Raw genomic sequence first — 26,955 nt, 5'->3', positions numbered from 1 at the left:
GGGGTAGGGGTGCAAACCGGCACCGAAACTGGTACGCTGGGTCAATTGGTTGATAGTTGATTTATGCACCGCAATCGGCTTCCTCCGGGCAAGATGGGTTTGCCTGGAATCGGTCAAACTCTGCAATTTCTTTTTGACCGGGATTATCTTAAGAATCGCTACGCCCAGTATGGGCCAATTTTTAAAACTCGGTTGTTAGGCAAACCGGCTGTATTTATGATTGGCCCAGAAGCGAATGAATTTCTCTTAGCCAGTCATGCCGAGCATTTTTCCTGGCGAGAGGGTTGGCCTGAAACATTTAAAATTTTGTTGGGAGAGTCGCTGTTTGTTCAAGATGGCGAAGAACACCGGCGCAACCGGCGGCTGATGATGCCGGCATTACATGGCCCAGCGCTGACTAGCTATCTCGCCACAATGGAATCTATTACGCAGCGCTATCTTCAGCAATGGGAACAGCAAGAAGAGTTCCGCTGGTTTGAAGAATTTAAACAGCTAACCTTTGACATTGCCAGTGAGTTGCTGCTGGGTGCAAGTGCCGGCCCTGAAGTCGCTAGACTCAGCCAGCTATTTTCTACCCTGACAATGGGTTTATTTTCCCTATTTCCGGTGCGCTTGCCGGTGACGCAGTTTGGTAAATCGGTTGCCGCCCGAAACCAGCTATTGCAACATATCAGCGGGGTTGTGCGGCAACGCCAGCAAAACCCAAAGAACGATGTACTTAGCTTGTTATTACAAGCTCGTGATGAGGAAGGCAACAGCCTCAGCCTCAAAGAACTCACCGCCCAAGCAATGCTGATGCTGTTTGCCGGCCATGAAACCACCACGTCGATGCTGACTTGGATGTGTCTGGAGTTAGGCCGGCATCCTGAAATATTAGAACGCGCCAGAACAGAACAGCAAACCCTAGCAGAAAAAGGGCCGCTAAATTTAGAACAATTGGGGCAAATGCCCTATTTAGAGCAAATTCTGCTGGAGGTGGAACGCTTGCATCCGCCGGTTGGAGGTGGGTTTCGCGGCGTGGTGAAACCGTTTGAGTTTAATGGTTATTATGTGCCGGCTGGGTGGCTGGCACTGTACTCGATCAAAATGACTCACAAGCTGCCAGAAATTTACCCCGAACCCAACCGATTTGACCCAGATCGTTTCAGTCCCAGCCGGCAAGAACATAAAAAACAACCCTTTAGTTTAGTCGGGTTTGGTGGTGGGCCAAGAGTTTGTATTGGCATCGCCTTTGCCAAGATGGAAATGAAGATCGTTGCGGCGCAATTATTACGACACTATCAATGGGAGTTGTTACCCGATCAAAGTTTAGAAACCGTTGAGGTTCCCACGCGCCGGCCTAAAGATGGCTTGCGCGTGCGATTTCAAAGGCTACAATCCGAATGAGATGGGCGTTAGCTTAAAACAAGTCTGATTAGATGTAACAATCCTCAATGTCAAGATATTAAAGACCGGCTTATAAAGTTGAATAATATTAATAGTTGATTCCAGCGGGATGCTACAACAGAAAAGAGCGCTGCGGAGGAGAGATGAATCAACTAATTTTAGAGTGGTCAGAAGCCGGTCAGCCCAGATCCCAAACCATCCAAGACCAACAACCCAGCAAACATCCGGGAACCGTCCGCATCGGTCGAGATCCGAGCCGGTGTGATATCGTATTGACGCATCCAACCGTATCAGGGCTGCACATCGAAATCTTTTTTAACCGGCAGCAGAATAACTTTTCATTGCGGAACCTTCGCGATACAAATCCACCTGCTGTTGATGGACACCGCCTGAGTGTGGGAGAACTACCTCTCCACCCAGACAGCAGAATTCTCTTAGGAGAAGTGGAACTCAATGTTGTTGCAGTATCTGTGGCAACTTCCGGGGTTGCGCCGACAGTTATCGCATCTCCACTGGCAGCGATTCCAGCATTTCCCTCCCCCGGAAAGCCGGTTAAACCAGCGATTTCCCCAACTGTCCCCCCAAATGCTAATTACGGTTTGGAGTGTCCCTGTTGCAACCGCATTTCCCCCTACGAACGGCTAGATTTGGGCTGTCCTTGGTGCGGCACTTCCCTGGCAGCAGCAGTTAGTGTTGTGATGCCTCCTGGTACTTAGGGGAATGCCCCATTCCCAAAACATCTAATATCTAAAATCCTAAGATGGTAACACCTATACAAATACGATTAAGATGGGACGATCCGGCGACTGGGGAACGGCGGGAACCAGTGCTAGGTTTGCCTATTGCCCTAGGACGAGAATTTTCTCAAATGCCTGGGGAAATTGCCGGCACTCGCATTTCCCGTTTGGTGCTTAATAGCGATCAAGTTTCTCGCTTCCATGCCTTAATTGATATGGAGTCGGGAGGGTTAGTCGTTGTTGATCAAGGTAGCCGTAATGGAACGTTTGTCAACGGGACGCTTCAAAAGCGCTGCGCCTTGGCGAATGGCGATACGCTGCAAGTTGGCCCTTACCAGATTAATGTCTCCTTTGCCGGTTCTGCCGCTGCCCCAACACAGGCAAGTAATTCGCCAATTTTATTTAATCCCCATACGGATCTGCCTGATCCGACCCAACCACCACAGCCGCCGGTGATTGCTAGCGGCTTTCCACCCCAAGCATTTGTAGATTCTCAAATCGTGCCGGTGCAAGATTTGCACGCAACAGGGTTGCCGGTGGATGAAATCGATTATGCGGCGATTGGTGCCGGCTTGGGTAGTTTTATCTGGGTTGATTTGTTGCGGATTTTTGGGGTTAAACCTGGGCAAATAGCTGCTTTAGGCATGGAGAAAGAACCTTACGCCCGTTATCGCCGGCTTTGCCTCAATTCCCAAATTCCTTTACACGAACGGTTGCGTTCCAATTCAGATTCCTGTCCCGATAATATATGGGGTTGGCCGAGTTATGCCTTGCGCGAAGCTTGGGGCGACTTTTTTAAAGGGCAAATTGGGGCATCTTTTAAATATTTGTGGCAAGTCTTTGCAGAACCAACCTTTGCTGAAACTTACACACCTCGCGCCGGCAATGTATTTAATTCCATTGATCGAGAAGCCACGCGGATTGGTTGGGATGGCATCTTTCGCTACGGGCGCATTCGGGCAATTCGCAAAACCGATGATGGACGCTATGCCATCGCTTATTCGCGGGGAGATGCCAGCCGGCGAGATCGGGCGTTTCTGCTAACCAAATATGTGCAAATCGCCACCGGCTATCCGGCGATTCAATTTCTCCCCGATTTGCAAGATTACCGCGAAAAAACTGGCGATTTTAAATCAGTCGTGAATGCCTATGAAGATCATAAGCACGTTTATGAATATTTAGAGCAAAAAGGTGGCACTGTATTAATTCGTGGACGAGGTATTGTAGCCTCTCGAATTGTGCAGCGAATTTATGAAGCGCGGCAGCGAAATCCGAATATTTCCCTGTTACATTTGATGCGATCTCCTAAGCCTCAAGGTAACAAATTTGGCAGTGCTCAGCGTCAAGTTGCCAATCACTATGAATTTCAACCATTTAACTGGCCGAAAGCCGGTTGGGGTGGAGAAATGCGGGCAATACTAGAACAGGCAACTCCAGAACAGCGAAAGCGTTTACTAGCAGACTGGGGCGGCAGCACAACGGCAGATCGCGGCGATTGGAAACGCATTGTTCAAGAAGGGTTAAATCAGGGCTGGTATCAGATTGCGTTTGGTGAAGTTGAACGCGTTGAACGTGAACAGGATGGCATTATTACTTATATTCAGGAGAAAGGATTTAAGGGACAAGTAAAACTAGAGGCTAACTTTATTATTGATGCCACCGGCCTTGATGCCCATGTAACAGCAAATCCTTTACTAAATGACTTGGTTAACTGTTACAATCTCCCACTCAATCATTTGGGACGCATGAGTGTTGCCAATGATTTTGAATTGGTGGAAATGCGGGCAGATCGGGGTCGAATGTACGCCGCCGGTGCGATTACATTGGGCGGCCCTTATGCGCCGGTTGATAGCTTTTTAGGCTTACAATATGCGGCACTTCGCACGGTTGATAGTTTAGCGGCAGCGCGTGCGATTGGAATCAGCCGGCTCAATGTTCTCACTTCTTTAAGGCAGTGGTTAAAATGGGTGGCAAATCAATCGCCTTAATCAAAAAACTTCTCTCTCAAACTTAAATCAACATGACTCCAACTTTACTAGGCCGGTGGCAAAGCCGGTTATTACTCTTCGCTACCGTAGGCGTGTTGCTAACTCTTCCCTTTTTTCTGGGCATGATTGGCAATAAACCGGGCACAATTTATTTTTGGATACTGGGATATTTGGCATTTTTTGGCCACGGTTGGGATGTCCTTTATAACTACCTACAAAAATTTCGCTGGGATTACGACTGGCCCGGAGTGTTTCAACTGCTCGCAGGCATTTGGGAAGGGATTTTTGTAGCGATTTTAGCAATAGCAATTGGTCTGCCCGGTGTGCCAAAAGGGCAATTTGAATTACCTTTATTTGTACTTCATTATAGCCTTGTGTGGTTAGGAATTTATATCGCTTCTCAATCCTTAATGCGGATTTTGTTTGTGCGTTCGCGTTTTAAAGGCGGTCAGTGGTTGTAAGAGTTTTGCTTAGATTGGCAGTAAGATATAAGGATTTTTTATTATAAATTTTCTTGTGACTGGCGAATATATACTGATGAATAATAGTTAATAACTAACTTGTTGCTAGATAAAAAAATCCCATTATCAAACGCATTAAACTATGCAAATAACCTGTCCTTATCTACGCTTATATGCGTGCATCTGAGGTTAAAAGAATAAAATTCTAATGGAAAAAAATTGCTGTTTTCATTAAAAACTAAGCAAGAATCTAACCCTTCCAATTGAAAGCAGCGAATCCAATGCCTAAAACAAGACAGACAATCACCACCAAAAGGATCAATAACATAATTACCCAGAAAATAAAGCCGGCAATTGCCCAAGCTCTTTGATGGGCTTTAAAAACAGCAATACTATGCCACCGGCGGCTTTTCCATGCCCATTCATTGCCTTTCAATCCTAAAATAATTGCCATTGTTGGCAAAGCTAAACCGAAGGTAATAATTGAGACATCTAGCCAAGCTAATGCACCAATCCAAACTTGATTGGTAATAAACCAGAAACCTGGCAGCAAAAAAGCCCCCCAGTTCCAGCCGAGAATTTCCTGTGGCACTTCTATAGAATTGTCAAATAGCCCACCTTGCCCAGAATTATTAGACACAACCGGCTTAGAATTAGGCGGATGAGTAGGTAGACGGTTTGGCGCAACAGATTGGGTGACTTGAGTTGCCGGCAAATTAAAATAATTATTCAGTAATTGCTGGATTTCTTCCGCATATTGAAACCGATCAACCGGCTGAGAAGCTAACATTCGTTTCAGAATCCCCTTCAGTTGAGGGCTGATTGTTTTTAGGTGCTTCTCCCAAATCCAATTCATTGTATGGGAATCGATCAAGTCTTGCGGCTGTTTGCCGGTCATTAATACAATTGCAGTCATAGCTAAAGCATACAAATCACTGTGAGGTGCAACAATACCGGCTTGCATTTGCTCATCTGGGGCGTAACCAATTTTACCCAAACGTGTCGCACTCGCAGAAGCTTGTGAACCGGCAACCTCATTGGCAATTTGCTTAACACCGCCTAAATCAATTAACACCGGCATCCCATCTCGTTCGCGGCGAATAATATTATCTGGGGCAATATCTCGGTGAATAATTCCCTGCCGGTGTAAATAACTTAAAACCGGCAGCAATTGCTGTAATAATTCAACAATTTCTGCTTCGGTAAAACCTTGACCTCGCTGTTGCCGGTTATCCAACAGCGATTGATAAGTTTCTCCTTCAATAAAATCTTGCACTAAAAACAGCCGTTTTCCCTCACGAAAAAATTCCCAAAAACGAGGAATTTGGGGATGCTGAAGTTTGTGCAGCATTGCTGCTTCCCGCTGAAATAGTTCCTCTGCTTTCTGAACAGCATACGTTCCTTGCAAAGAAGGCGTAAGTTCTTTAAGCACAACAGGTTCATTAAAACGCCCCGTATCTTCGGCTAAATAAGTTTTACCAAATCCCCCTTGACCGATAGGATTTTTTATCAAGTACCTGTCCCGCAACCGCATTCCCGGCATTAAATCTCCAGCGCTTGCTATGCCGGCATTCTGTCCCTGCAAAGATTCACCGCAGTTTTCGCAAAAACGTGACGTAGCCGGATTTTGATGGCCGTTGCTGCAAGTAATCACACTCATAAAGCTCCTTACCCTGTGCTGATCACCCCACGTATCTAAATCAATTCTAGCGAGTGTTTGAAGAAGACAAGACACATTGGTGTTTCAGGTGAAGATCGCGCATTTTCTTTCGGCAAGTTACTATTGCCGTTTGGCAGGGCCATCTCTGACCTCAACCAACTCCTCAACTGTTGCGCCCAGAATTCGCGCTAATGATATTAATTGACTGTTAATAACTTCTTCGCCGGCATAAATTTCTTGCAATTCTTGAGGGGATAATCGATAAGAATCGCAGAACCGAGCAAATTCTTGGTCGCCAACATTCAGTTCGGCTTGCCGATCCCGCAGCATCACAGCGATGGCCCTACTTCCATATTTGGGGCGATCAGCCATGAGTAAGTATTTGTGGATCAGCTCATCAAGTTTTCTTTTGTCCCCGCCAGACTGCTTGAGCAACTCAGCACAAGCGAGTTCTAGGGCTTTGCGTAGCTTTTCTTCATTATTCATGACTTGAACAATTTTTGCCACATATTCCCGCCTGCCAAATCCGACTAATGCCCCCTCATAGAAAATCGGAAAATAACCAACCTTTGTCCCAAACTTCCAAGGTAAATCGTTATTATTTTGTGTCATAGATGCACCCTCTTCAGTGGTTCAATTTCTCAAATTTAATGACAACCAACTCCCATCAATTTAAGTTGTAACAATTTTTGGAGTATTTTTTTAGGTTACACTTTGGAAGTTGGTTTAGATGGCTCTGTATTTAAGCAACAACTGCTAGAATTAATATTGCTTATGTTGATTTTCAGAAAAAACAGCTTTCCGAGACTTTCAAGCTTTTTGATTCTGTTCCACTTCATTTAAAGGAAGGAACAAAATTGTTATCATTCCGGGAATTGTTAGAATGCAGACAATAATGAAAAAGTTATAATAGCCAACTCCTTGCTGAATCGGGCCGCTGATAAATTCAGCCACCATTTTCCCCAAAGCCATGAAGCCGGTTGAGATGGCATAATGAGAAGTTTTATATTTACCCTTCGAGGTGTACATTAAATAAATCATGAAAGCGGTGAAGCCTAATCCATATCCGAACTGTTCGATTGAAATAAGGGGATAAAGCCACTGGACTGGAAGCTGACGAGAAGCGATGTAAACATAAAATACATCGGGGACATTTAAGGCTAAAGCGAGCGGCCAAATGGTCTTTTTTAAGCCATATCTCGAAACGATCAATCCTCCTAAAACGCCTCCGATGATGAGCGAAGTTACTCCAAACGTGCCATAGATTATCCCCACCTCTTTCGTCGCGGATGCTATATCTAAACCACTTTGTTGGAGATAATCTAACAAAAATAGTTTTCCAACTTTGCCCAGCATGACTTCCGCAAAACGATACAATAAAATAAACGCCAATGTTGCCCAAATTTTAGGTTGGCGGAAGTACGAAGCGATAACTTCTAAAAAAGGGGCTGTCTCTTGGCTTTCTCTGTTTCCTGCGTTGGATAAATCACTATCAGGGAACGGTAAAATTATCTGGTGATAAATAAAACTAGCTCCAAAGATTAAAGCTGACAGACCTAAAGTTATGCTCCAGCTTAAAGGAATATTACCCAGTGTTCCGCCAAGCTGACCGGCAAAGGCGACTAAAAATCCAGTGCCAAAAATTAAAGCGACTCGAAATGCAACGTTGCGAATGCCGGCAAACAGCGCTTGCTGTTCTGGACTTAATGCCAACATATAATATCCATCTGCTGCAATGTCATAAGTCGCAGAGATAAATGCAGCGACACTAAAGGCTAGCAGTGAGAGAAAAAAGAAATTCGGTAGAGTGAACGAGAAGGCTGCCAAAATTAAGCAGCCAATCATGGCTAACTGCGTGTAAAGTACCCACTTTCTTTTGGTTGAGTAAATATCGACAAAAGGTGCCCATAAGGGTTTAAGTACCCAAGGGAAATTCAGTAAACTTGTGAAAGCGGTAATTTGGGCGTTGGGAATTCCCAGACTTTTATAAATGATATCCAAAACGCCAGTGATGATAACGTTAGGAAGACCTTGAATAAAATAAAGACTGGGAATGAAAGTCCAAGGATTGCGATAATTAACTTTTTTTGATTCCATTAGATTGAGCTGGGTGGAAGCTGAATGAATTTGATTTAAACATTTGTGAGGAGAAGGAACAGAAGAGATGAGGTGAAATTTTCACCCCATGACTCTGATCAGTTCCCATGTCTCACTTATTTTTATCCGGGTTTAATGGCGACTTTAATGACTTGCCGATCACGCATTTCATGGAACACTCGCTCTAAATCTTTCAAAGGCCGGTGTTCGCTAATCAGTAATTCAAACGGAATCGTGCGACTCGCTAAAAGTGATAAGGCTTCCCGAACATAAGCCGGTGTGTTGTGAAAAACTCCTTTGAGGGTGAGTTCGCTGTAATGCAATTGTTCTGTATTCACCGTGATGGTGGTGTCACGCGGACAACCGCCAAATAAGTTTACAGTGGCACCGGCACGAGCACACGCAATTGCTGTTTCCCACGCTGCCGGCACTCCAGTGGCTTCGATCACGACATCCGCACCCCATCCTTCCGTCATCTGTCGCACGAGTTCGGGAATATTGGTCGCCTGACTCTCCACCACATCTTCCTGTTGCTGCAAATGGGGTAATTGATGATAATTAAACGCCTCAGATGCGCCCAATTTTTTACCAATCTCTAGCCGATTGTCGTTGCCACCAAATAATATTACCTGTGCATCCCGATTGGCTAAGACTGCCACAAACATTAATCCAATTGCGCCATCTCCGAGCACCACAACGCGATCACCGGCTTTAACGTTCGATCTCGCCACACCATGAAGTACACACGCTAATGGTTCTGTCATCGACGCCAAAGCGTCTGGTAAACCTTCAGGCACTGGTAGCATATTATGCTCCACAATTGGCGCAGGAATCTTCAGGTACTCGGCAAAGGTGCCGTTATTCCAGGTCAAATTTGGGCAAAGCGAATATTCTTGCCGGCTGCAAAAGAAACACTTGTAGCAGGGTGCGGAGTTGTTCGCAACCACGCGATCTCCCACACGCCAGCCGGTGACGCCTTCTCCGAGGGCGACAATTTCGCCGGCAGCTTCATGGCCAAATAATGTAGGTGGTTTCAGCATTTTCGCATGGCCACCACGCCGCCAAACTTTCAAGTCTGTGCCGCAAGTTGTTGCGGCTGCCACCTGAACAACCACCTCACCGGCAGCCGGTGAAGGATCGGCGACTGATTCTAAACGTAAGTCTTCTTGTCCGTAGAGTAACGCTGCTAGCAAGATAAACTGCCCCTAACCGTCGATTTCCCCGATTGTATCAGGGCAACTGTTGCGATTTGAGGGATAAGGGTTCAAACTAACGTGGATATTTGAAATTAAACTTTTTTTAGAATTTAGATCATGCCGTAGATGGATACTATAAATTTCGTAAATATAAATATTTTATTACATTTTCTTATCATAATTAAAAACCTTAAACGTTTCTATCTATAACTGTGTTTCTACAAATTAATAAAATAGGAAATATTATACAGGCTCCTTTTTTTACCTTTTCTCTTCCACTAACTTTTTTTAATAAAAAATAAAAGAAAAAGGGTTTCAAAGCCTTTTCTTGCTTGAAACCTCTAGATTTAAAGGAAAAAAGACAGGGTTTCAAAGCCTTTGCTTGCTGGAAACCTCTAGACTGGAAATAAAGAAGGTCATAGGAATTTATGTTTCTAAAGATGCTGAAAGGTGCGACGGTTGCCTGATACTCTCATGCAGAGGCTGGAAACTCGAAATTAGGAGTGGCATTTCTTGCCGGCAGGTCATGCAAAACCAATACATACCACCATGTCTTATGTGACGTAGCATTTCGTAACTACCGCAACAAGGACAGGTCATGCTTCGCATATTCATCTGCTTTACTCCTAAAAAAATTTGTTAACCCTGTAGATATAAATCGTAAGGGTTCAGACCCAGTCTCTAAATCCTCCCCTGGGAATATCTCAAGTTTTAAAACTTGAATATTTACATTAAATGAACTGGAGGATTCGCCTAAGCAGACACACGGGGATCAAGGAGATGACCATTGATAGTAGATAGGTGACCTTCTAAAAGTTGTTGGTAAGTGGCCTCATATCCATCAACCATTGTGCTTACGCTGAAGTCGCTTATTACACGATCTCGACAGGTTTGTCTGTTCATTTCTAACGCAGCGGGGATCAAAGTTGCCATTTCTTCATAGCTTTGGCAAACGAAGCCGGTTGTCCCGTGAGCAATTACTTCTGGGACAGAACCTAACCCGATGCCAAGCACAGGAGTACCAACGGCCATTGATTCAATCATGACTAGGCCAAACGGTTCGCGCCAACTAATCGGAAATAAAGTGGCGGCAGCATTGGCTAAGAGTTCAACTTTTTCGGAGTGGTTGACTTCACCTAAATATTCGATTTGTTTGCCATCAATCAGTGGGGCGAGTTCCCGTTCATAAAACTGCCGATCCACGGTATCCAGCTTGCCGGCCATCTTTAAACGCCAGCCGGTGGCGCGGGCAATCGCAATCGCGTGTTGCGGGCCTTTTTCGGGAGAAAGACGCCCCAAAAAAGCTAGGTAGGTAGGGTTTTGAGGGTGAGGGTTGAAGGGATAATCTTCAGGGTCGATGCCGTTGTAAACGGTGCGAATGTAGTTCAGTCCCGGTTCTCGTTGGGCGTCGCTGATGCTGATATAAGGTTGCTGCCAGTGGTAGCTAAATAATTTACGGTTTTCGGGTGTTAAAACGCCATGAAGCGTGTGGACAGTCGGGGTTTTCACCAAATTGCAAAAGGGCAGGGCAGCACATCCCATGTGGGAGTGGATAATGTTAAACTCTGCTGCTTGTTCGTAGACGCGGCTCAGTTGCAGCATTTCATAAATCCCGGATTCTCGCACATTCGGGTCTGAACGCAAGGCGCGGGGGTGAACAGATTCTAACCGCGCTAAGGTTTCAGAATCACCAGAGGCAAAGAGAGTCACTTCATGGCCCCGACGAACCAGTTCATCGGTTATGTGGCCGACAACCAATTCAATGCCGCCGTAAGCAGGAGGAGGAACTCGTTCCCACAATGGTGAAACTTGGGCGATTTTCATAGGTTTGTCCCGTCCTTTTTCAAAGAGCTTAAACTATATCTCTATGTAGAGATATATAGACATAGGGGCAACTGCTTGATGAAAGTTAAGGCGTTTAAATGGAGCAAAGCAGATGAGCTAAGCCTTTTACAGTTGCAACGACAGTTGCTCAGCTCATGTCTGACAAAACATTAACAGGAGTGCCGGTGGAAGCGCGAGTCGGGTTAACCGTCACAAAATGTAAAGGAACATTAAGACAGTTGACAACACAAGTCGTGATTACCGTACAAAGGAGCAGGAGATATCCCAATGGGCAACCCCGTGGAGGCAATTGGATGCTACTCCACTGAGTTCATTTGCTCAGATTGAGAGGAATTTAAGATGTTGATTGATTTGCCGGCAGCCCAGATTAAATAGGCTTTACCTTACCCACTTGTCTGGTTAAACATCCTACTCTTTGAAAATCCGGCCTGAGTTTTATTCCCTAAATTTGAGCGCGGCAGTTTCTTCGGCTACCCGCTTGCCTTCATCAAGCAGATAATCAAAAAATGCCTGTGCAACAACCGAGAGCTGTTTGCCCTTGGGATAGATGACATACCACTGCTGGCGGATGGGAAAGTTTTCGACATCCAAAATTGTCAGCATACTTGTGCCCCCTTCTAGGGCTAAAACATGGCGAGATAAAACGGATATTCCTAAGCCGCCGGCAATCGCTTGCTTAATTGCCTCATTGCTGCCCAGTTCTAGCCGGATCTTGAGTTTAATGCCGTGTGCGTCAAACATTTTCTGCACCGCTCCCCGCGTTCCCGATCCAGGCTCACGAATGATAAAGGGTTCGCCAGTGAGGCGTTCTATGGGGATGTTTTTTTGTCCCGCCAGTGGATGATCGTGCGGTGCCAACACCTCTAAAGGATTTTCCAGAAAAGGGTGGCAGCTGACGTCAAAGCTGGTTGGGGGTTGGCTCATAATTTGCAACTCGTCCAGGTTGTCATTCAGGCGGTCTAATAAGCCTTCGTGGTTGGTCACCTGGAGGGAGATATCAATTCCGGGATAGCGCCGGCAAAATGGGCCTAGTAAACGCGGCACAAAATATTTAGCGGTCGTGACAACGGCTAGCCGCAGTTGGCCCTGTTTGAGACCCTTCATATCTGCGACCGTCATCTCAAATAGAGAGAGCCGCTCAAATACCTCTCGGCAGGTGGCCAGCAGTTCGCGACCGGCATCCGTGAGATAGAGCCGCTTCCCCACCTGCTCAAACAGTGGCAACCCGACTGCCTTTGTCAGCTGCTTCACTTGCATCGAGACTGTGGGTTGAGTGAGAAACAATTCTTCGGCTGCGCGGGTAAAGCTACCGTGCCGTGCAGCCGCTTCAAAAACCTTCAATTGATGAAGCGTTGCCTGCTTCAAGGGACTTACTCCTGAACCTAATCATAGAATATTATCTATGATCTTAATTACAAACAATTACTTCTGTTTATGAATTTAGCAAGTTATTATCAAATTAATCTCACGAGCGTAATTCCTCTTCCAATGGGTGTTGCACTGGTGTGTGAGGATTTAGGAGCAGAGCTTTCTTTAGACTCCTATCCTGAAGTGGGTTTTCTGTAGGAACCAACCACGGATAATCCTCGCGGCCTTACCAAGTCAGCCGGTGCTACACTTTTTCATCTCATCACTAAAATCGGCCAATCTTATGGGTCTGCCTGTTGTTCTTTCTGTTTGGGTAACTCCTTCAACTCAGGAAGTTCCACAAGTTCCTTCTCAGCGTCATTAGAAGCCGGCAACTTTGCTAAATCTGGTAACTCTACCAGTTCTTTTTCTGCCTGCTTCTCTTTCTCCTTAACATTAATTGGCATTAAGAGAGGTTTGTGCTGCTCGATCCAGCAACTCGCCACCGGCAGCGTTTTCTCCAAATCCTCCAAAGGCCGGGGAATGACCATTAGCGAGTTAAAGTCCCCTATCCGCTCAGCCTCATACATACCGGCCTCAACTGCCACGGCGACGTCCGCCACGGAACCCCGGATAATCACCGTACACAGGCCATCCCCAATCGTTTCATAAGCAGCCAGTTGTACGTCGGCTGACTTGAGCATGGCATCAGCCGCGCCCACCATTGCCGGAAACCCCCGCGTTTCCAAAAGACCGATTGCCAGATTGCTCAAGCGACTGTAACTATTGCCTTGAACCATCTCATTCCAACGAGTGCCGATAGGTAAAATCGCGTCAAGGTTAGGCAAGGGTCGGGCGAGTACCACCTTTGATATTAACTGGCCAAACTGTTCAGCCGTGTCTGCCCCTGCTTCCACAGCGATTCTGACATCGGCAATTTTGCCCCGCACGATGGCTGTGCAATAACCGCTGCCAATTTTTTCGTACCCTACTAAAGTCACGCCGGCAGACTTCACCATCATGTCGGCAGTGCCAACAATGGCTGGAAAACTCCGCGTCGAGACTAAGCCTAGGGCACTTTCCCGAAGCGGGTCTAATTCCCTCGTTTGTTCGAGGGGAGCCGGCAGTTGTTTTTGTAATTCCCTCATGTTGTAGATTTCGATAAAAATTATATGGGCCTATCAAAATCTTTTCTAAAAGCCAATCTATTTTGACTTTTCTGGGGCAACATCACACCCTCACTGGGGAATAGTTTTTGGCAACCGATTCCCTCGAAATGAATTCTGGCAAGTCTCAAGCAAAACTTCAAGTTGCCGTTTTGTGGAGAGATCGGCCACGAGTGGTGCGTCACACGCATTTATTTTAGGAGGATTTCCCGGTGTTGGCAAGCAACAATCTTTTGCCCGATAAGCCTTTTGCCGGCACCTTCCGAAGTACCGGGGTTCCATAAAATCAAAGTTTTGATAGGTTATTATTAAGTTTTGGCAGTTAGTTAAACCATAATCTATAAAACCGGACTGAGCAACTGCTCTATCAGGTGTTGAGAAGTAGGGGCGCTGCTATGCCAAGCAGAGGGGACGCGCGGACGCCCATACAGAAGAGAGAAGGGGTTTCAACTTCAAGTGAAATTTTTCCGTTCCTCGTTATCCTTCTCACCTGTCCCTGATGCTACAGTGAGCAGGAAATGCCGGCAATGGCTTGACTAGGTTCCATCGGTAGACGGCCCGTTTTGCACGTTGCGATTTAAGGATTGGCCGTGAGGAAATAAAGTCAGCATCAGCCGATTTAATTGACGTTGGCCGTGGGTTGGTGTCTGAGGCTGTGCGGGGACTTCTGCTGCTGCCTCGGTCGTGTCAGAAGCATCGGCGTCAGGAGTCGGATCGGTGCTTTCAGGTGTATTTGCGGGAGTCTCGCTGACATCAGGATTTGACTGTTCAACCGAGTCCTTTGGGCCGGCTACAGGAGTATCAGTTGGGGTTTCTGGAGTTACCACCTTGTGACGGCTGCTGTCTCCAAACACCGAACCAGCCGGCACCACTTGCTCTTGTTCAATGTCGCTCGACAAAATCGTGGAACACGCACCGATGCAGGCATTGGCTCCAATTTTGCTAGTGCCTACGACCAGCACCCCCGCCCCAATGATCGCGCCCGCCGCTACCTCCAAGTTTCCTTTGTGTGCGTGGAGAATCGCGCCCATACCGACGCACGCACCGGCAGCGATAGTCATCCGACAGCCGGCATCTGCTTGCAGAATCACCCCCGGCGCGATCGCCGCACACTCATCAATGACCACATCGCCACTAACAAAAAAGTCAGCGCTGCCTATCGGTCGCAGTAGCGGCAAATACATGGAAATAGGAACCTCTTTTTCATCCAAAGTCAGTTACCAGCACTCAGAAGTCAGGGGTTAGCGATTAATTCTTGGGAACAGTGCAGTTCTCTATTAACAACTCACCACACTCCCCTGAGCGCTGGCAATTCCTTTAAAAGCCTTTAGCGACGCGAAGCCGTAGCATTAGGCCGCTGGATAATGGTTTCCAGCACGCGGCGCTTGGCTTTGGGGTCAATGCCAATCAGGCGCACGTATTCTCCTTGATGTTCAGCGATGCAAGCTTCTAGGGCAGCCACCACATCGGCTTCACGAGTCCCTTCTATCGGGCTACAGCTCTTCCAAGAACTGGTTTGGAACCGGCGCTCATCGGCGTGTTCCGTGCCAATCTTGTATCCTTGACTCATCAGTTGGCGCACCTGCTCGATCGTCTCGCTGGCAATGCTGGAACTGCTGACGGATGCACTCGAATAGCTTGAACGAGAGACCTGTGCAGAGGCGGGGGCAGAAGACTTAGACACTCTGCCATTAGGCCGCTGGATAATCGTCTCCAGCACGCGGCGCTTGGCTTTGGGGTCAATGCCAATTAAGCGCACGTACTCGCCTTGATGTTCAGCGATGCAACCTTCTAGAGCAGCCACCACATCGGCTTCGCGATTCGATTCAATCGGCCCGCAGCTCTTCCAAGAACTGGTTTGGAACCGGCGCTCATCGGCATATTCTGCCCCAACCCGGTATCCTTGACCCAAAAGCTGCCGGATTTGAGCGTTCAAATCGCTATCGAGGTTTGCACCACTGCCCGATGCAGACCCGCCACTGCGGTTACGTCCTAGGGATGCCGGTGCAGCTGTTGTCGAGCGGTTGGATGCCTTATCATGGGGCCGCTGAACAATGATCTCCTGTACCCGACGCTTAGCTTTGGTGTCAATCCCGATCAGGCGCACGTACTCGCCTTGATGTTCGGCTAAGCAGCCTTCCAGTTCAGCAAACACGTCTGCTTCACGACCCGACTGAATTGGCGTACAACTTTTCCAAGAACTGGTTTGGAACCGGCGCTCATCGGCGTGTTCCATGCCAATCTTGTAACCTTGTGCCAATATTTGGCGTACCTGTTCAACGACCTCGGCACTCAAACTCTTACTCTGCATCGAACGACCTCTTGAGCCATTACCATTATTAGATTTTGTTGTATTAGATGTTCCTTTCTCATCACGGACGATGGTAATACAGCCAGCATCCTGAGCGCAGTGATACCCAATTCGCAGTGCATCATTAATTCCCACCACATGGCGAGAAAAATGCAGATCGTCTTCTTGAACGTCTGGCAGTCGGTCGGCTTGCTGCTGGTTGGTAATCACAGCCCCCGAAGGAACGTATTTTCCTGGGGGAATCTCCACATCTTGGATCAATGCGTGCATCATCACGATGCAACCTTTACCTACGCGAGCATTAAATACGGTGGAACGAAAGCCAATAAAGCACTCATCGCCGACATAAGCCGGCCCGTGAATCAGTGATAAGTGGGTAATTGAAGCATTGCTGCCGATCCAGACTGAATAGCTTTTTTGGTCATCCCCTATCACGCGGCCTTGCTCAAGTCCGTGAATCACCACCCCATCTTGAACATTCGTGCCTTCACCGATATGGAAAGGGCTGCCTTCATCGGCCCGGATATAAGTTCCTGGCGCAACCATGACATTCTCGCCGATGCTTACATCTCCAATGATGTTGGAGAAAGGATGCACGAAGGCGGTTTCATGAATGCTGGGTTTTGCCAAATTCTTTGACCAAGGGGTTGGGGGCGCCGCTTGATTGCGGGCTGGCATAAATAAGTTCCTCCTTAAAAAGCTTTTTGTCAGGGTTCAGTCGCCAGATGTCAGTTTTCCTTGGCTTTTGAGGAATCACCGCTAACCACGGAACTCTGACAATTGACAGTTATCGATATTGGTCTTTCTTGCTGTAAAGCAGGCGATTGTCCACACTTACGGTATCGATAATCGCCACAACCAAAGCATCGAGGGGCCGATTTTCATTCCCTGGAACTTGGCGGGCGGCACTGCCCCGGGTGACAAGAACCCACTCATCAACGCCGGCCCCGACCGTATCCGCTGCCACCTCATATCCGGGCAAAGGGCGTCCCTCCTCATCTAGGAGTTGCAACAGAAGCAGTTTAGAGCCTCTAAGACTTGGTTCCTTTTGGGTGCTGACGATCGTGCCCCGAACTTTGGCCATTTGCATTAGTTTTTACGGTCTGCCAATCGAGCGAATGCCACCCAGGCTTTCACGAAACTGTTCAACGGCTTCGGTGTAACGAATAGGCAGAACGTACTCTAGGTTCTCGTGAGGACGGGCGATGATGTGCGTAGACAAGACTTGTCCGCCATTCACGCGCTTGACATTTTCTACGCCGGCAGAAACAGAGGCTTGTACTTCAGAGACATCTCCGCGCACAATGACCGTTACACGACCGCTGCCGATTTTTTCATAGCCCACAAGGGTGACGCGGGCGGCTTTAACCATTGCATCGGCTGCTTCTACGACTGCCGGAAAGCCGAGTGTTTCTACCATTCCAACTGCAATTGACATTTGTTCTACTCCTAAATTAAGTTTTGCGGAAAGGACTTTTCCGAGAAATTCCCTGGTTTTTACGTGGCAAAACTGGGCAACAACTGCCAAGTTCTTTTTGAAAGCGTTTAAATCAACGATTAGTGGAGGTTGTGGCCAACTAAAACCTATCGGATGACGCGATTGCCACTGGACAGGTAAAACTCACTAAATTACATTTTCCCCCTGTCTCTGTCTTTTGCGAAGGGGTCAAAGTTTTCTCCCAAAAGGAGTGTTAGTAGCTTCGGAACTGTTCAACTGCTTCGGTGTAACGAATGGGCAGAACGTACTCTAGGTTCTCATGCGGACGGGCGATGATGTGGGTGGACAAGACTTCTCCCCCATTGACCCGCTTTACTGATTCAACCCCAGCGGCGACAGAGGCTTGCACCTCTGAGACATCCCCCCGGACAATAACGGTACAGCGAGCACTGCCGATTTTTTCATAACCCACGAGGGTGACGCGAGCGGCTTTGACCATCGCATCTGCAGCTTCCACGACAGCCGGAAAGCCTTTGGTTTCAATCATTCCAACTGCGATTGACATCCTTTATCTCCTGTAGTCCGAGCGTAATTAACTGGGTATACCCAATTAAGATCCCATAAAATTTTGACGGAAATGCTGATTTTTCCTAAATGAGAAAAAACTTTAGCCTTACCAAATTTAAGAATAGGGAACGTTGGCTACCTTGACAATATAAATCATTATGATTAATTTAAATTAAGTAAATTAAAAAAACTTAACCTTCCGTTCATTGTTGTGATCGGCTGCATCGAAGATGGCACGTTTATGGGCCGGCTGCAGCAGTTTTATAATTTTTTTATTACTTTTACACAAGAGAGACTTTTATCAGCGCCATCCCACACGCCAATAAATCAGGGGCATCATTGCCAGCCGGTTGCCGATTCCTGGGCTTTATTGGCTGGAAAAACATTATAAAATCCTTATTTTACAAGACTTTGAGGGCGTAGGTAGAGTTAAGAGGAAACGCTTTGGTGGATGCTCCTCAAAAGATTGAGGGTTGCGCTTATCCCCAATTTGTGCGTAGCTCAACCGGCAAACGTTGCTTGTAACCGTGAGCGCAACCTTTGCCGGTTTAAACACCTATTGCAGTTGAGTGCAAAATCAAGTTGTCTCAGCTAAATAGGTAAAAACGCTTAATCTCTCTAACGCGTATAAGTAAAAATTAGAGGCGTTATTTATGATTTTTTTGTCCGGAATACTTAACTTTCAGGGCAGCGATAGGTTACGCTAGACAGAACAAAAGTTAAAAATTATTCATTGAACTTAGGCAGAACTCTCAGGAAACACGGAAAGCGTTTCAACACAGTTCGGGCAAGGTTCAATAAAGTCGGTAATTTCATAAGGAAATTTAGATGAGAGACTTCTTCCTCCAAACAAGTTGGTGGATACCTTTCTATGGCTTAATTGGCGGGATATTAACCTTGCCGTGGTCAATCGGGGCGATCCGTCGCACGGGGCCACGACCGGCAGCCTACTTTAACCTGTTGATGACCGTCTTGGCTTTTGCTCACGGTTGGGTACTCTTCAACTCAACATGGAACCAAGAACCCCAAGAGATCATAATCCACTGGCTGCAAACAGCAGATTTAGATTTATCCTTGGCCCTAGACATTTCCAGCGTCAGTGTGGGGGCAATGGAACTGATAACCGGTTTAAGTCTGCTAGCGCAAGTCTTTGCCCTCGGCTATATGGAGAAAGACTGGGCGCTGGCTCGCTTTTTTGCCCTCATGGGATTTTTTGAGGCGGCAATGAGTGGGCTTGCCATTAGTAACTCTTTATTTCTCACCTACGCCCTGCTAGAAATTCTTACCCTTTCCACCTATTTACTGGTGGGATTTTGGTACGCCCAGCCGCTGGTGGTGACGGCAGCGCGAGATGCTTTTTTGACCAAGCGGGTGGGAGATATCCTGTTGCTGATGGGCGTTGTGGCGCTGGCAACGATGTCGGGAAGCTTGAACTTTCCCGATCTGTATGAGTGGGCAGAAACAGCCCATCTCTCTCCCGCAGCGGCTAACCTCTTAGGCTTAGCGTTAATTGCAGGACCCATCGGCAAGTGCGCTCAATTTCCCTTGCATCTTTGGCTAGATGAAGCGATGGAAGGGCCAAACCCGGCTTCTATCTTGCGAAACTCAGTCGTCGTCGCTTGCGGCGCTTATGTGTTGATTAAACTACAGCCCATATTGGTACTCTCGCCGGCAGCCCAAACAGCACTGGTTGTCTTAGGCACGATGACAGCCATTGGTGCCTGTTTGGTGGCAATCGCCCAAATTGATATCAAGCGAGCGTTATCTCATTCCACCAGCGCATACTTAGGGCTGGTGTTTATCGCAGTGGGGTTGCAATGGACGGGTTTTGCCCTGCTGTTGCTGTTTGCCCATGCGATCGCAAAAGCACTTTTATTCATGAGCATTGGCTCTGTGATTCTAACAACCAACAACCAAAACCTCACAGAAATGGGTGGGCTTTGGTCACGGATGCCGGCAACCACCACAGCTTTTATCGTGGGTTCTGCTGGGTTAGTGGGACTGCTACCTTTAGGCGGTTTTTGGGCGCTTAGACAAGGCGTTGATGTTTTTTGGGTCAGCCATCCTTGGGTCGTGGCCGTTGTATTGTCGGTTAACTTCCTCACCGCAATTAATTTAACCCGCGTGTTTCGTCTGGTGTTTTTAGGCAAGCCCCAGCCTAAGACTCGCCGCGCACCCGAAGTTCCCTGGCCGATGGCAGTACCAATGGTGTCTATGATAGTGATCACGCTGTTAGCGCCTCTGATGATGCTCCACTTGTCACTGTTGCCAGACTGGGCTTACCTGAACCCAGCCGCTGTTGCGCTGCTAATTTTATCCGGCTTAGGCGGCGTTATTGTGGGCAGTTCGCTTTATTTGGAAAGAGCGTGGTCTAGATCGATTCTCTCACCTGTAAGATTCGTACAAGACTTGTTATCTTACGATTTTTATGTAGACCGGCTTTACCGGCTCACGGTCGTTTTTGCCGTCGAGCGATTTTCAAAGATTACAGCTTGGGTTGACCGCTATGTGGTAGATGGAGCCGTTAACCTTGTGGGAATAAGCGCTATCTTTAGCGGGGAAAGCTTGAAGTACAATGTTTCCGGTCAGTCACAATTTTATGTACTGACCATCCTTATTGGAGTCAGTGTTTTGGTGGTTCTGATGATGGGTTATGTGCAATAACTAAGCGGCAAATTGAGAGAAGCGAGAATCGGAAATTTGTTCCACTGTTCTCGCTTCTTTCTGTCTCTGGACTATTTTTTATGCCGATTGTTTGATGAAGCGGTCAAATTTGCCAAACAAGAAGGGTTTGGCTCGCTCCTCCCTAAACTTTCAATCCTACAAGAACTAGAGTTGAGGCTCTACAATATTTGTGAGCTGGTGATATTTTCAAAAAGTCAAGGAAGTTGGAGACAAAGACATCTTCGCTTTTTGTCCTCACTTGCTTTTCCAATTTTGTGAAACAGATATTGAGACATTGACCCTCTTGACATACAATAGTTTTATATATCTAGTAAATCGTTGACGGCGACCTAATTTGTGTTAGGGGAAAAACTTTTGCCCGTTGCTGTTAAACATATCTGAGGCTGAAGGGATGTGAGTTTAAACTGGCTCGGCTTGGGTATCCAGTAGGAAATGTTGTCATCACTCCTATTAAAAGGCGAGCCGGCAATGAAAATCCTCTAAAGCTATCATTGAAAACTTGGTAAAATAAGAAAATCGAAAAATTCTTGCTCGCCTTGACAGGTGAAACAGCAGAACTGTCTGGCTATCTCAAAATGTTGCTAAAAACGTTTTACGACTGATTAAAATAAATGATTTTGTTTTGGCCGCGCTGCAATCCCTGGTAATTAAAAAGAATAGAGTTAAATGCAGGTTAAGATAAGTTATGAGCGCTCACAATTGATGAGCCGATCATTATAAAATTTTAATAAAGGAGGGAGATTTATTAATGCTTAGTGCCTTAATTTGGGTGCCAATACTCGCTGCTGCTGTCATTGGGTTCTGGCCAACAGCAATAACGCCGGCTCGATCTCGCCAGCTAGCTTTAGTCATTGCCGGCGGGCTGTTTATCTGGACGCTAATTCTGCTCAGCAAGTTTGATGCCGGCGCGGCGGGCTTTCAGTTTGGCGAGTCCATGCCCTGGATTGAAGCCTTAGGTTTGACCTATAACCTCGGTATGGATGGTTTGTCTTTACCACTGATCGTTTTAAATGGTTTGCTCACTTGTATTGCCATTTACAGCAGTGATGAAGATGTGCAGCGGCCTCGATTTTATTACGCTTTACTCTTCTTACTCAATGCCGGTGTTGTCGGCGCATTTTTAGCACAAGATTTGCTGCTGTTTTTCTTATTTTATGAGTTGGAACTGATTCCGCTGTACTTCTTAATTGCCATTTGGGGCGGACAGCGCCGCGGCTACGCAGCCATCAAATTTCTCATCTACACAGCAATTTCTGGAATTCTGGTTTTAGCATCATTTTTAGGATTAGTTTGGTTCACCGGCGCTTCAACCTTTGCTTACAATTCGCAACTTGCTCAAGCCTTACCTTTAGGTACACAAATGCTGCTGCTGGGCGGAATTTTGCTGGCATTTGGCATTAAAATTCCCCTCGTTCCCTTTCACACTTGGTTGCCAGACGCTCACGTTGAGGCATCTACGCCAATTTCAGTGCTACTGGCTGGAGTGCTCCTAAAATTAGGGACTTATGGACTGCTGCGGTTTGGCTTAGGCTTGTTTCCCGATGCGTGGGCGGCTTGGGCACCGTGGTTGGCTAGCTGGGCAGTGGTGAGTGTGCTCTACGGCGCATTCAGTGCAATCGCCCAAACAGATATGAAAAAAATGGTAGCCTACTCGTCGATTGGGCACATGGGCTACATTCTTTTGGCGTGTGCTGCCGCTACACCCCTGAGTGTGCTGGGGGCGGTTTTCCAGATGATCAGCCACGGGTTGATTTCAGCGCTGCTGTTTTTGCTGGTTGGAGTTGTTTACAAAAAAGCCGGCAGCCGCGATCTGACGATTATCGAAGGACTGCTCAACCCGGAACGTGGTTTGCCGATGATTGGCAGTTTGATGGTGTTGGGCGTGATGGCTAGCGCCGGCATTCCAGGTATGGTGGGATTTATTGCGGAATTTATAGTTTTTCGCGGCAGTTTCCCCGTCTTTCCTGTGCAAACGCTGCTAGCGATGGTGGGAACCGGCTTAACGGCTGTTTACTTCCTGCTTTTAACCAACCGCGCCTTTTTTGGCCGGCTGTCTCAGCGAGTGATCAACTTACCTCAAGTGCGGTGGTCGGATCGTACGCCAGCGATCATTTTAACCGTAGTCATCGTCGTCCTGGGAATGCAGCCAAGCTGGATGGTGCGCTGGAGTGAGGCTACGACAACCGCAATGCTGAACAAAGCCCCAGTAACCTTAACGCTATCAGCTACGCCAGAAAGCCAGAAGTAAAAATGCTAAAGGTAAAAGACAGCAGAAAAAAAGTCTTTTGCCTTTTTCTAACTAACTTTTAACTTTTCTATCCCTGCTTACCCTGCTTATCTTTTGAGGATAACCGCCATGACAAAAGCTGCTTTAAAATATTCTAATCATCCCCTGGCAACCTACATCGATAAATTGGAAGCCGGTGACGCACTGCTTCCAGATTCGCCAGAAAATGTTTTGGAGGTTGTGGGAATTCTTAAAAGCTACGGTGTCGTTTTAGATGCTTACTCTCGCAATTTAATATTCATTGCTGAACATCAATTTTTAGAATTGTTTCCCTTTTTTAAATACTTCGATGGGGAATTTTCGGTTAAGAAGTTGCTGCGCCATTGGTGGCACGACAGAATTAATTTTGAGTACGCTGAATATTGCATGAAAGCGATGCTTTGGCATGGCGGTGGCGGTATGGATGCTTATTTAGATTCCCCAGAATTTAGCCGACTGGCTGAGAAAGCAATTCAGGCTAAGCTTAAGGGCAATTTTCTGATGTTGGGACTACACCGGCTGTTTCCTGAATTTTTGCCAGAACAGATCCGCCAGTTCGCTTACTATAGCGGTTTGGGCCAGTTTTGGCGGGTGATGAGTGATATGTTTATCTCCCTGTCAGATCGTTATGACAGAGGGGAAATTAAAACAATTCCCCAGGTTGTAGAGCACGTTTTGAACGGGTTAGTGGCAGATGCCAATAAGCCGATTACCTATAGCGTGAAGATTGGGAAAGAAGTGTACGATATTCTTCCTAAATCTGCCGGTTTGACGTTTCTTATGGATACCGGGGTGCCTTATGTAGAGGCGATTTTCTTCCGGGGAACCCCATTCCCTGGCACGGTTTCTTATAACGCCCAAGCTTGTCAAATTCCTGCGGATCAGAGTGATTTTACCTATGGCGCTTTGTATGCAGATCCGCTGCCTATTGGGGGTGCCGGCATTCCTCCTACCCAACTGATGCAAGATATGCGCCATTATATTCCCGAATATTTGCATGAAGTTTACCGCACCAGTTGCCGGGGTGAAGATGATTTGCGGGTGCAAATTTGCCAGAGTTTTCAGAAATCAATGTTTTGCGTGACAACGGCTGCAATTCAAGGTTTAGCACCGCATCCATTAAAGACTTCTGATCCGAAGCAACGGCAAGCAAATCGGGCATATTTAGAAAATTGGATGAATCGATTTACTGCGTCTCGTTTGGCAGAAGTTAATAAGCCGGATGAACGGTATTGTCAGCTATTTCCTGAGAGATAAAAGCAGTTTTCTTCTTAACAGATTGTTTGCCGGCAAAACGGGAAGATAAGCGTTTTGACTGAGCATTTTCTCTGAGATTCAGGACTTACGCAAAATCGCAAAAACTTAGGCTTAGTAAGGGCGGGTACGTTAAGAGGCTCTGTAAAATACTGAATTTATCCTCTCAAACCGCCCTAGGCCCAAAATTAGTGAAAATATAGAAATATGCAGAGCATTATTCAAAATTATGCTCTGATTAAATTTCAGGCTTTAATTTTCAAGAATAAGCTTGCATCTTGCTGGCCAGAAAATTCCCTCCAAATGGGGTGAGTCTGCTGTCTAGTGGCCCACACTGCTGGGGCCAAGACGGGAAGGAATATTTCTATAGGCAGAAAATCGAGTGCAGCTTTTTTCTATCAATTTGCGAAATAATTGCCTACTTTCCTCATCCTGAATCTCTCTTATTGTCTAAAGTTCTTCCATTTTGAGTCTAAAATGTTTAATTCAAAATGATATTATGTGCCGGCAACCCTTTAAGTTTTCCAAAAAAATAAAAATTACTATCTCAGACAAAAAAATTGCGTTCAGCTACCAGATTTTCTATCTTTACGCATCTGTATTCTTTCAATTTCCGACTTAAGACAGAGGCTTGATAAAAAACTAAAGGGGAGGTTTCCGTTGATCCCCATTAGGGATTATCCTGTTTAAAGCAAAGCTTGTTATCGCTGAGCCTGCTTCTTATGACTGTTTTTCCCTCTTTCTCTATCGGTCGTCGGTCTTCCGGTGCACGCACGCTGGGAAACCCTTTCCAGTCCATACTGATCATGTTTGGGATCACCAGTGTGATGTTGGGTGCTATCGGCGGTCGGCTTGCCCATTTACAGCTAATTCAAGGAGATCGCAACCGCCAATTGGCAGAGAACAACCGAGTTCGTTTGCTGCCGAAACAACCAGTGCGGGGTAATATTTTTGACCGCAAAGGCAGAATTTTGGCCAGTAGCCGCCTCACCCATGCTGTATATTTGTGGCCTTTAGATTTAGACAAAACAGACTGGTTTAGAACGCGCCAACGCCTGTCTAAAATTCTGAATATCCCTGAATCAGAATTGCAAAAGCGGCTGCAAAAATCGGAAACCTATAACTCGAATGAGCCGATACGTGTTGCCCGTAGCGTCACCCCCGCGCAGATCACAGCACTGCAAGAATACAGCAGTGAACTAAAGGGAGTGAAGGTGGATATCGAAGCGGTGCGGAATTACCCGAACGGCATTTTAGCGGCTCATGCCTTGGGATACACCGGCGAAATTAATGACTCGGATCTTTATGATCTTCAACAGCAAGGTTACCGCCTGGGTGATGTTATCGGCCAGATGGGAATTGAGCAAGCTTTCGAGAAACAATTGCGGGGAGAGTGGGGCGGGCAGCAGGTAGAAGTTGATAGCATGGGCCAGATTTTGCGGGTTTTGGGTGACAAGCCGGCAAAGGCGGGTCAGGATTTGCATTTAACCTTGGATCTGGATGTGCAGAAGGCAGCAGAGGCAGCCCTCGGCGATCGTCAAGGGGCGATCGTGGCTTTGAACCCCAACACAGGCGAGGTTCTCGCGATGGTGAGCCGGCCTGCTTTTGATCCGAATATCTTTTCCACGCGCATTTCTGAGAAGACGTGGCAAGAGTTGCAAAGTGCGGATCACCCATTTGTTAACCGAGCACTGCGAGGATTTCCTCCGGCAAGTACCTTTAAAATTGTGACAACGACTGCCGGTTTGGAATCAGGCGAGTTCTCTCCCGACACATATTTGGGAACTTACGGTTCTTTAACCTTTGGCGGCATTGAGTTTGGGGAATGGAATCATGCCGGTTTTGGGGTTCTGGGATTTGTTGGGGCGCTTGCTTGGAGTAGTGACACGTTTTTCTATCAAATCGGCAGTGGAGTCGGCCATGAAAAGCTGATCCAATGGACGCGAAACTATGGCTTTGGCGAAAAAACCGGCATTGAGTTAGCCGAGGAGGAAGCCCCAGGATTAGTTCCGGATGAAGATTGGAAGGTGCAGGAAATCGAGGAAGGATGGTATCTGGGCGATACCATTAATATGTCAATTGGTCAAGGCTTTTTACTATCTACGCCGCTGCAAGTTGGAGTAATGTTTTCTGTGCCGGCCAATGGCGGATATAAAGTTAGGCCGCACCTGCTGAAGGACAATCAGCCGGCGCAAAAATGGCGAGAGTCGTTGAAGTTGAAACCCTCAACCATAGAAATTTTGCGGCAAGGACTACGAGGGGTGGTTGCCGGCGGCACCGGCGCGGCTTTGGATGTGCCAACCATTCCGCCGGCGGCGGGTAAGTCTGGGACGGCTGAAGATCCCCCCCGCGAATCTCACACTTGGTTTGGTGCCTATGGGCCAACTGATAAGCCAGAAATTGTGGTGGTGGCTTTTGGGGAAAATTCCGGCGGCGGCGGTGGTTCTTTTGCCGCGCCAATGGTCTTGCAAGTATTGGAGACGTATTTTAAGGCAAATAAGCCTGCGAAGGCTAAACCCGTTCAGCCGGCTGCTGAGTAGGCTAGCCATTA

The 26,955-nt window shown here is 47.0% G+C and carries 21 protein-coding genes; 9 read left to right on the top strand and 12 right to left on the bottom strand.

Annotated features, from left to right (window positions below; all coding sequences use genetic code 11):
• The first annotated feature begins 63 nt into the window (after positions 1-63).
• From H6F56_RS17495 to H6F56_RS17480, 4 genes are all read left to right on the top strand, one after another.
• Positions 64-1,386: a cytochrome P450 gene (locus H6F56_RS17495; RefSeq protein ID WP_190670715.1), complete on the top strand. Its 1,323-nt coding sequence runs from the start codon at positions 64-66 to the stop codon at positions 1,384-1,386.
• Positions 1,387-1,529: 143 nt separating this feature from the next.
• Positions 1,530-2,102: an FHA domain-containing protein gene (locus H6F56_RS17490; protein ID WP_190670714.1), complete on the top strand. Its 573-nt coding sequence runs from the start codon at positions 1,530-1,532 to the stop codon at positions 2,100-2,102.
• A gap of 44 nt (positions 2,103-2,146) precedes the next feature.
• The gene (locus H6F56_RS17485) at positions 2,147-4,111 is read left to right on the top strand and encodes an FHA domain-containing protein (protein ID WP_190670713.1); all 1,965 of its coding nucleotides are present in this window, start codon (positions 2,147-2,149) and stop codon (positions 4,109-4,111) included.
• A gap of 32 nt (positions 4,112-4,143) precedes the next feature.
• On the top strand, positions 4,144-4,572 hold the full coding sequence (locus H6F56_RS17480) for a hypothetical protein (RefSeq protein ID WP_190670712.1): 429 nt from the start codon (positions 4,144-4,146) through the stop codon (positions 4,570-4,572).
• Between the two features lie 250 nt (positions 4,573-4,822).
• Here the strand turns inward: H6F56_RS17480 and H6F56_RS17475 are convergent, their stop codons facing one another.
• The 5 genes from H6F56_RS17475 to H6F56_RS17455 form a co-directional block, all read right to left on the bottom strand.
• Positions 4,823-6,232, bottom strand: coding sequence for a protein kinase domain-containing protein (locus H6F56_RS17475; protein ID WP_190670711.1), 1,410 nt, complete (start codon positions 6,230-6,232; stop codon positions 4,823-4,825).
• A 120-nt stretch (positions 6,233-6,352) separates the two neighbouring features.
• Positions 6,353-6,844, bottom strand: coding sequence for a hypothetical protein (locus H6F56_RS17470; protein ID WP_190670709.1), 492 nt, complete (start codon positions 6,842-6,844; stop codon positions 6,353-6,355).
• A gap of 198 nt (positions 6,845-7,042) precedes the next feature.
• Positions 7,043-8,329, bottom strand: a complete 1,287-nt coding sequence (locus H6F56_RS17465) for an MFS transporter (protein ID WP_190670707.1) — start codon at positions 8,327-8,329, stop codon at positions 7,043-7,045.
• A 122-nt stretch (positions 8,330-8,451) separates the two neighbouring features.
• Positions 8,452-9,522 carry a zinc-dependent alcohol dehydrogenase gene (locus H6F56_RS17460; RefSeq protein WP_190670705.1) on the bottom strand — a complete coding sequence of 357 codons (1,071 nt, stop codon included), beginning with the start codon at positions 9,520-9,522 and terminating at the stop codon, positions 8,452-8,454.
• Positions 9,523-10,278: 756 nt separating this feature from the next.
• Positions 10,279-11,349 carry a glycosyltransferase family 4 protein gene (locus H6F56_RS17455; protein ID WP_190670703.1) on the bottom strand — a complete coding sequence of 357 codons (1,071 nt, stop codon included), beginning with the start codon at positions 11,347-11,349 and terminating at the stop codon, positions 10,279-10,281.
• Positions 11,350-11,504: 155 nt separating this feature from the next.
• Between H6F56_RS17455 and H6F56_RS17450 the strand changes: the two genes are divergently transcribed.
• A complete protein-coding gene (locus tag H6F56_RS17450; protein ID WP_190670700.1) occupies positions 11,505-11,678 on the top strand; it encodes a hypothetical protein in 174 nt (57 codons plus the stop codon).
• Between the two features lie 127 nt (positions 11,679-11,805).
• Here H6F56_RS17450 and H6F56_RS17445 read toward each other — a convergent pair whose 3' ends face one another.
• The 7 genes from H6F56_RS17445 to H6F56_RS17415 all read right to left on the bottom strand — a co-directional run bounded on the left by H6F56_RS17445 (position 11,806) and on the right by H6F56_RS17415 (position 18,197).
• Entirely contained in the window at positions 11,806-12,735 is a 930-nt protein-coding gene (locus tag H6F56_RS17445) for a LysR family transcriptional regulator (protein WP_190670698.1), read from the bottom strand.
• Positions 12,736-13,019: 284 nt separating this feature from the next.
• Positions 13,020-13,865, bottom strand: coding sequence for a BMC domain-containing protein (locus H6F56_RS17440; protein ID WP_190670696.1), 846 nt, complete (start codon positions 13,863-13,865; stop codon positions 13,020-13,022).
• A 554-nt stretch (positions 13,866-14,419) separates the two neighbouring features.
• Complete coding sequence (locus H6F56_RS17435) at positions 14,420-15,067, bottom strand: carbon dioxide concentrating mechanism protein (RefSeq protein ID WP_190670694.1); 648 nt, start codon at positions 15,065-15,067, stop codon at positions 14,420-14,422.
• Between the two features lie 143 nt (positions 15,068-15,210).
• Positions 15,211-16,872, bottom strand: a complete 1,662-nt coding sequence (locus H6F56_RS17430; protein WP_190670691.1) for a ribulose bisphosphate carboxylase small subunit — start codon at positions 16,870-16,872, stop codon at positions 15,211-15,213.
• 109 nt (positions 16,873-16,981) lie between these two features.
• On the bottom strand, positions 16,982-17,284 hold the full coding sequence (locus tag H6F56_RS17425; protein ID WP_190670689.1) for a EutN/CcmL family microcompartment protein: 303 nt from the start codon (positions 17,282-17,284) through the stop codon (positions 16,982-16,984).
• A 6-nt stretch (positions 17,285-17,290) separates the two neighbouring features.
• A complete protein-coding gene (locus H6F56_RS17420) occupies positions 17,291-17,632 on the bottom strand; it encodes a carbon dioxide-concentrating mechanism protein CcmK (protein ID WP_147689270.1) in 342 nt (113 codons plus the stop codon).
• 253 nt (positions 17,633-17,885) lie between these two features.
• Positions 17,886-18,197, bottom strand: a complete 312-nt coding sequence (locus H6F56_RS17415) for a carbon dioxide-concentrating mechanism protein CcmK (protein ID WP_190670687.1) — start codon at positions 18,195-18,197, stop codon at positions 17,886-17,888.
• 830 nt (positions 18,198-19,027) lie between these two features.
• Between H6F56_RS17415 and H6F56_RS17410 the strand changes: the two genes are divergently transcribed.
• From H6F56_RS17410 to mrdA, 4 genes are all read left to right on the top strand, one after another.
• A complete protein-coding gene (locus tag H6F56_RS17410) occupies positions 19,028-20,863 on the top strand; it encodes an NAD(P)H-quinone oxidoreductase subunit F (protein WP_190670686.1) in 1,836 nt (611 codons plus the stop codon).
• Between the two features lie 769 nt (positions 20,864-21,632).
• The gene (locus H6F56_RS17405; protein ID WP_190670684.1) at positions 21,633-23,132 is read left to right on the top strand and encodes an NADH-quinone oxidoreductase subunit M; all 1,500 of its coding nucleotides are present in this window, start codon (positions 21,633-21,635) and stop codon (positions 23,130-23,132) included.
• A gap of 108 nt (positions 23,133-23,240) precedes the next feature.
• Complete coding sequence (locus H6F56_RS17400) at positions 23,241-24,407, top strand: CO2 hydration protein (protein ID WP_190670682.1); 1,167 nt, start codon at positions 23,241-23,243, stop codon at positions 24,405-24,407.
• A 719-nt stretch (positions 24,408-25,126) separates the two neighbouring features.
• Positions 25,127-26,944: a penicillin-binding protein 2 gene (mrdA, locus tag H6F56_RS17395; RefSeq protein ID WP_190670680.1), complete on the top strand. Its 1,818-nt coding sequence runs from the start codon at positions 25,127-25,129 to the stop codon at positions 26,942-26,944.
• Positions 26,945-26,955 lie beyond the last annotated feature (11 nt).

It is taken from the genome of Microcoleus sp. FACHB-672, from assembly GCF_014695725.1.
Taxonomy (GTDB): domain Bacteria; phylum Cyanobacteriota; class Cyanobacteriia; order Cyanobacteriales; family Oscillatoriaceae; genus FACHB-68.
Note: the sequence above shows the minus strand (reverse complement) of the source record. Positions and strands in the feature narration are given on the sequence as shown.

What these genes read in the sequence shown, in the direction of transcription:
- H6F56_RS17495 (WP_190670715.1), top strand. Translation starts at nt 64, where the DNA reads ATGCACCGCAATCGGCTTCCTCCGGGCAAGATGGGTTTGCCTGGAATC.
- H6F56_RS17490 (WP_190670714.1), top strand. Translation starts at nt 1,530, where the DNA reads ATGAATCAACTAATTTTAGAGTGGTCAGAAGCCGGTCAGCCCAGATCC.
- H6F56_RS17485 (WP_190670713.1), top strand. Translation starts at nt 2,147, where the DNA reads ATGGTAACACCTATACAAATACGATTAAGATGGGACGATCCGGCGACT.
- H6F56_RS17480 (WP_190670712.1), top strand. Translation starts at nt 4,144, where the DNA reads ATGACTCCAACTTTACTAGGCCGGTGGCAAAGCCGGTTATTACTCTTC.
- H6F56_RS17475 (WP_190670711.1), bottom strand. Translation starts at nt 6,232, where the DNA reads ATGAGTGTGATTACTTGCAGCAACGGCCATCAAAATCCGGCTACGTCA.
- H6F56_RS17470 (WP_190670709.1), bottom strand. Translation starts at nt 6,844, where the DNA reads ATGACACAAAATAATAACGATTTACCTTGGAAGTTTGGGACAAAGGTT.
- H6F56_RS17465 (WP_190670707.1), bottom strand. Translation starts at nt 8,329, where the DNA reads ATGGAATCAAAAAAAGTTAATTATCGCAATCCTTGGACTTTCATTCCC.
- H6F56_RS17455 (WP_190670703.1), bottom strand. Translation starts at nt 11,349, where the DNA reads ATGAAAATCGCCCAAGTTTCACCATTGTGGGAACGAGTTCCTCCTCCT.
- H6F56_RS17450 (WP_190670700.1), top strand. Translation starts at nt 11,505, where the DNA reads ATGTCTGACAAAACATTAACAGGAGTGCCGGTGGAAGCGCGAGTCGGG.
- H6F56_RS17440 (WP_190670696.1), bottom strand. Translation starts at nt 13,865, where the DNA reads ATGAGGGAATTACAAAAACAACTGCCGGCTCCCCTCGAACAAACGAGG.
- H6F56_RS17435 (WP_190670694.1), bottom strand. Translation starts at nt 15,067, where the DNA reads ATGTATTTGCCGCTACTGCGACCGATAGGCAGCGCTGACTTTTTTGTT.
- H6F56_RS17430 (WP_190670691.1), bottom strand. Translation starts at nt 16,872, where the DNA reads ATGCCAGCCCGCAATCAAGCGGCGCCCCCAACCCCTTGGTCAAAGAAT.
- H6F56_RS17425 (WP_190670689.1), bottom strand. Translation starts at nt 17,284, where the DNA reads ATGCAAATGGCCAAAGTTCGGGGCACGATCGTCAGCACCCAAAAGGAA.
- H6F56_RS17420 (WP_147689270.1), bottom strand. Translation starts at nt 17,632, where the DNA reads ATGTCAATTGCAGTTGGAATGGTAGAAACACTCGGCTTTCCGGCAGTC.
- H6F56_RS17415 (WP_190670687.1), bottom strand. Translation starts at nt 18,197, where the DNA reads ATGTCAATCGCAGTTGGAATGATTGAAACCAAAGGCTTTCCGGCTGTC.
- H6F56_RS17410 (WP_190670686.1), top strand. Translation starts at nt 19,028, where the DNA reads ATGAGAGACTTCTTCCTCCAAACAAGTTGGTGGATACCTTTCTATGGC.
- H6F56_RS17405 (WP_190670684.1), top strand. Translation starts at nt 21,633, where the DNA reads ATGCTTAGTGCCTTAATTTGGGTGCCAATACTCGCTGCTGCTGTCATT.
- H6F56_RS17400 (WP_190670682.1), top strand. Translation starts at nt 23,241, where the DNA reads ATGACAAAAGCTGCTTTAAAATATTCTAATCATCCCCTGGCAACCTAC.
- mrdA (WP_190670680.1), top strand. Translation starts at nt 25,127, where the DNA reads ATGACTGTTTTTCCCTCTTTCTCTATCGGTCGTCGGTCTTCCGGTGCA.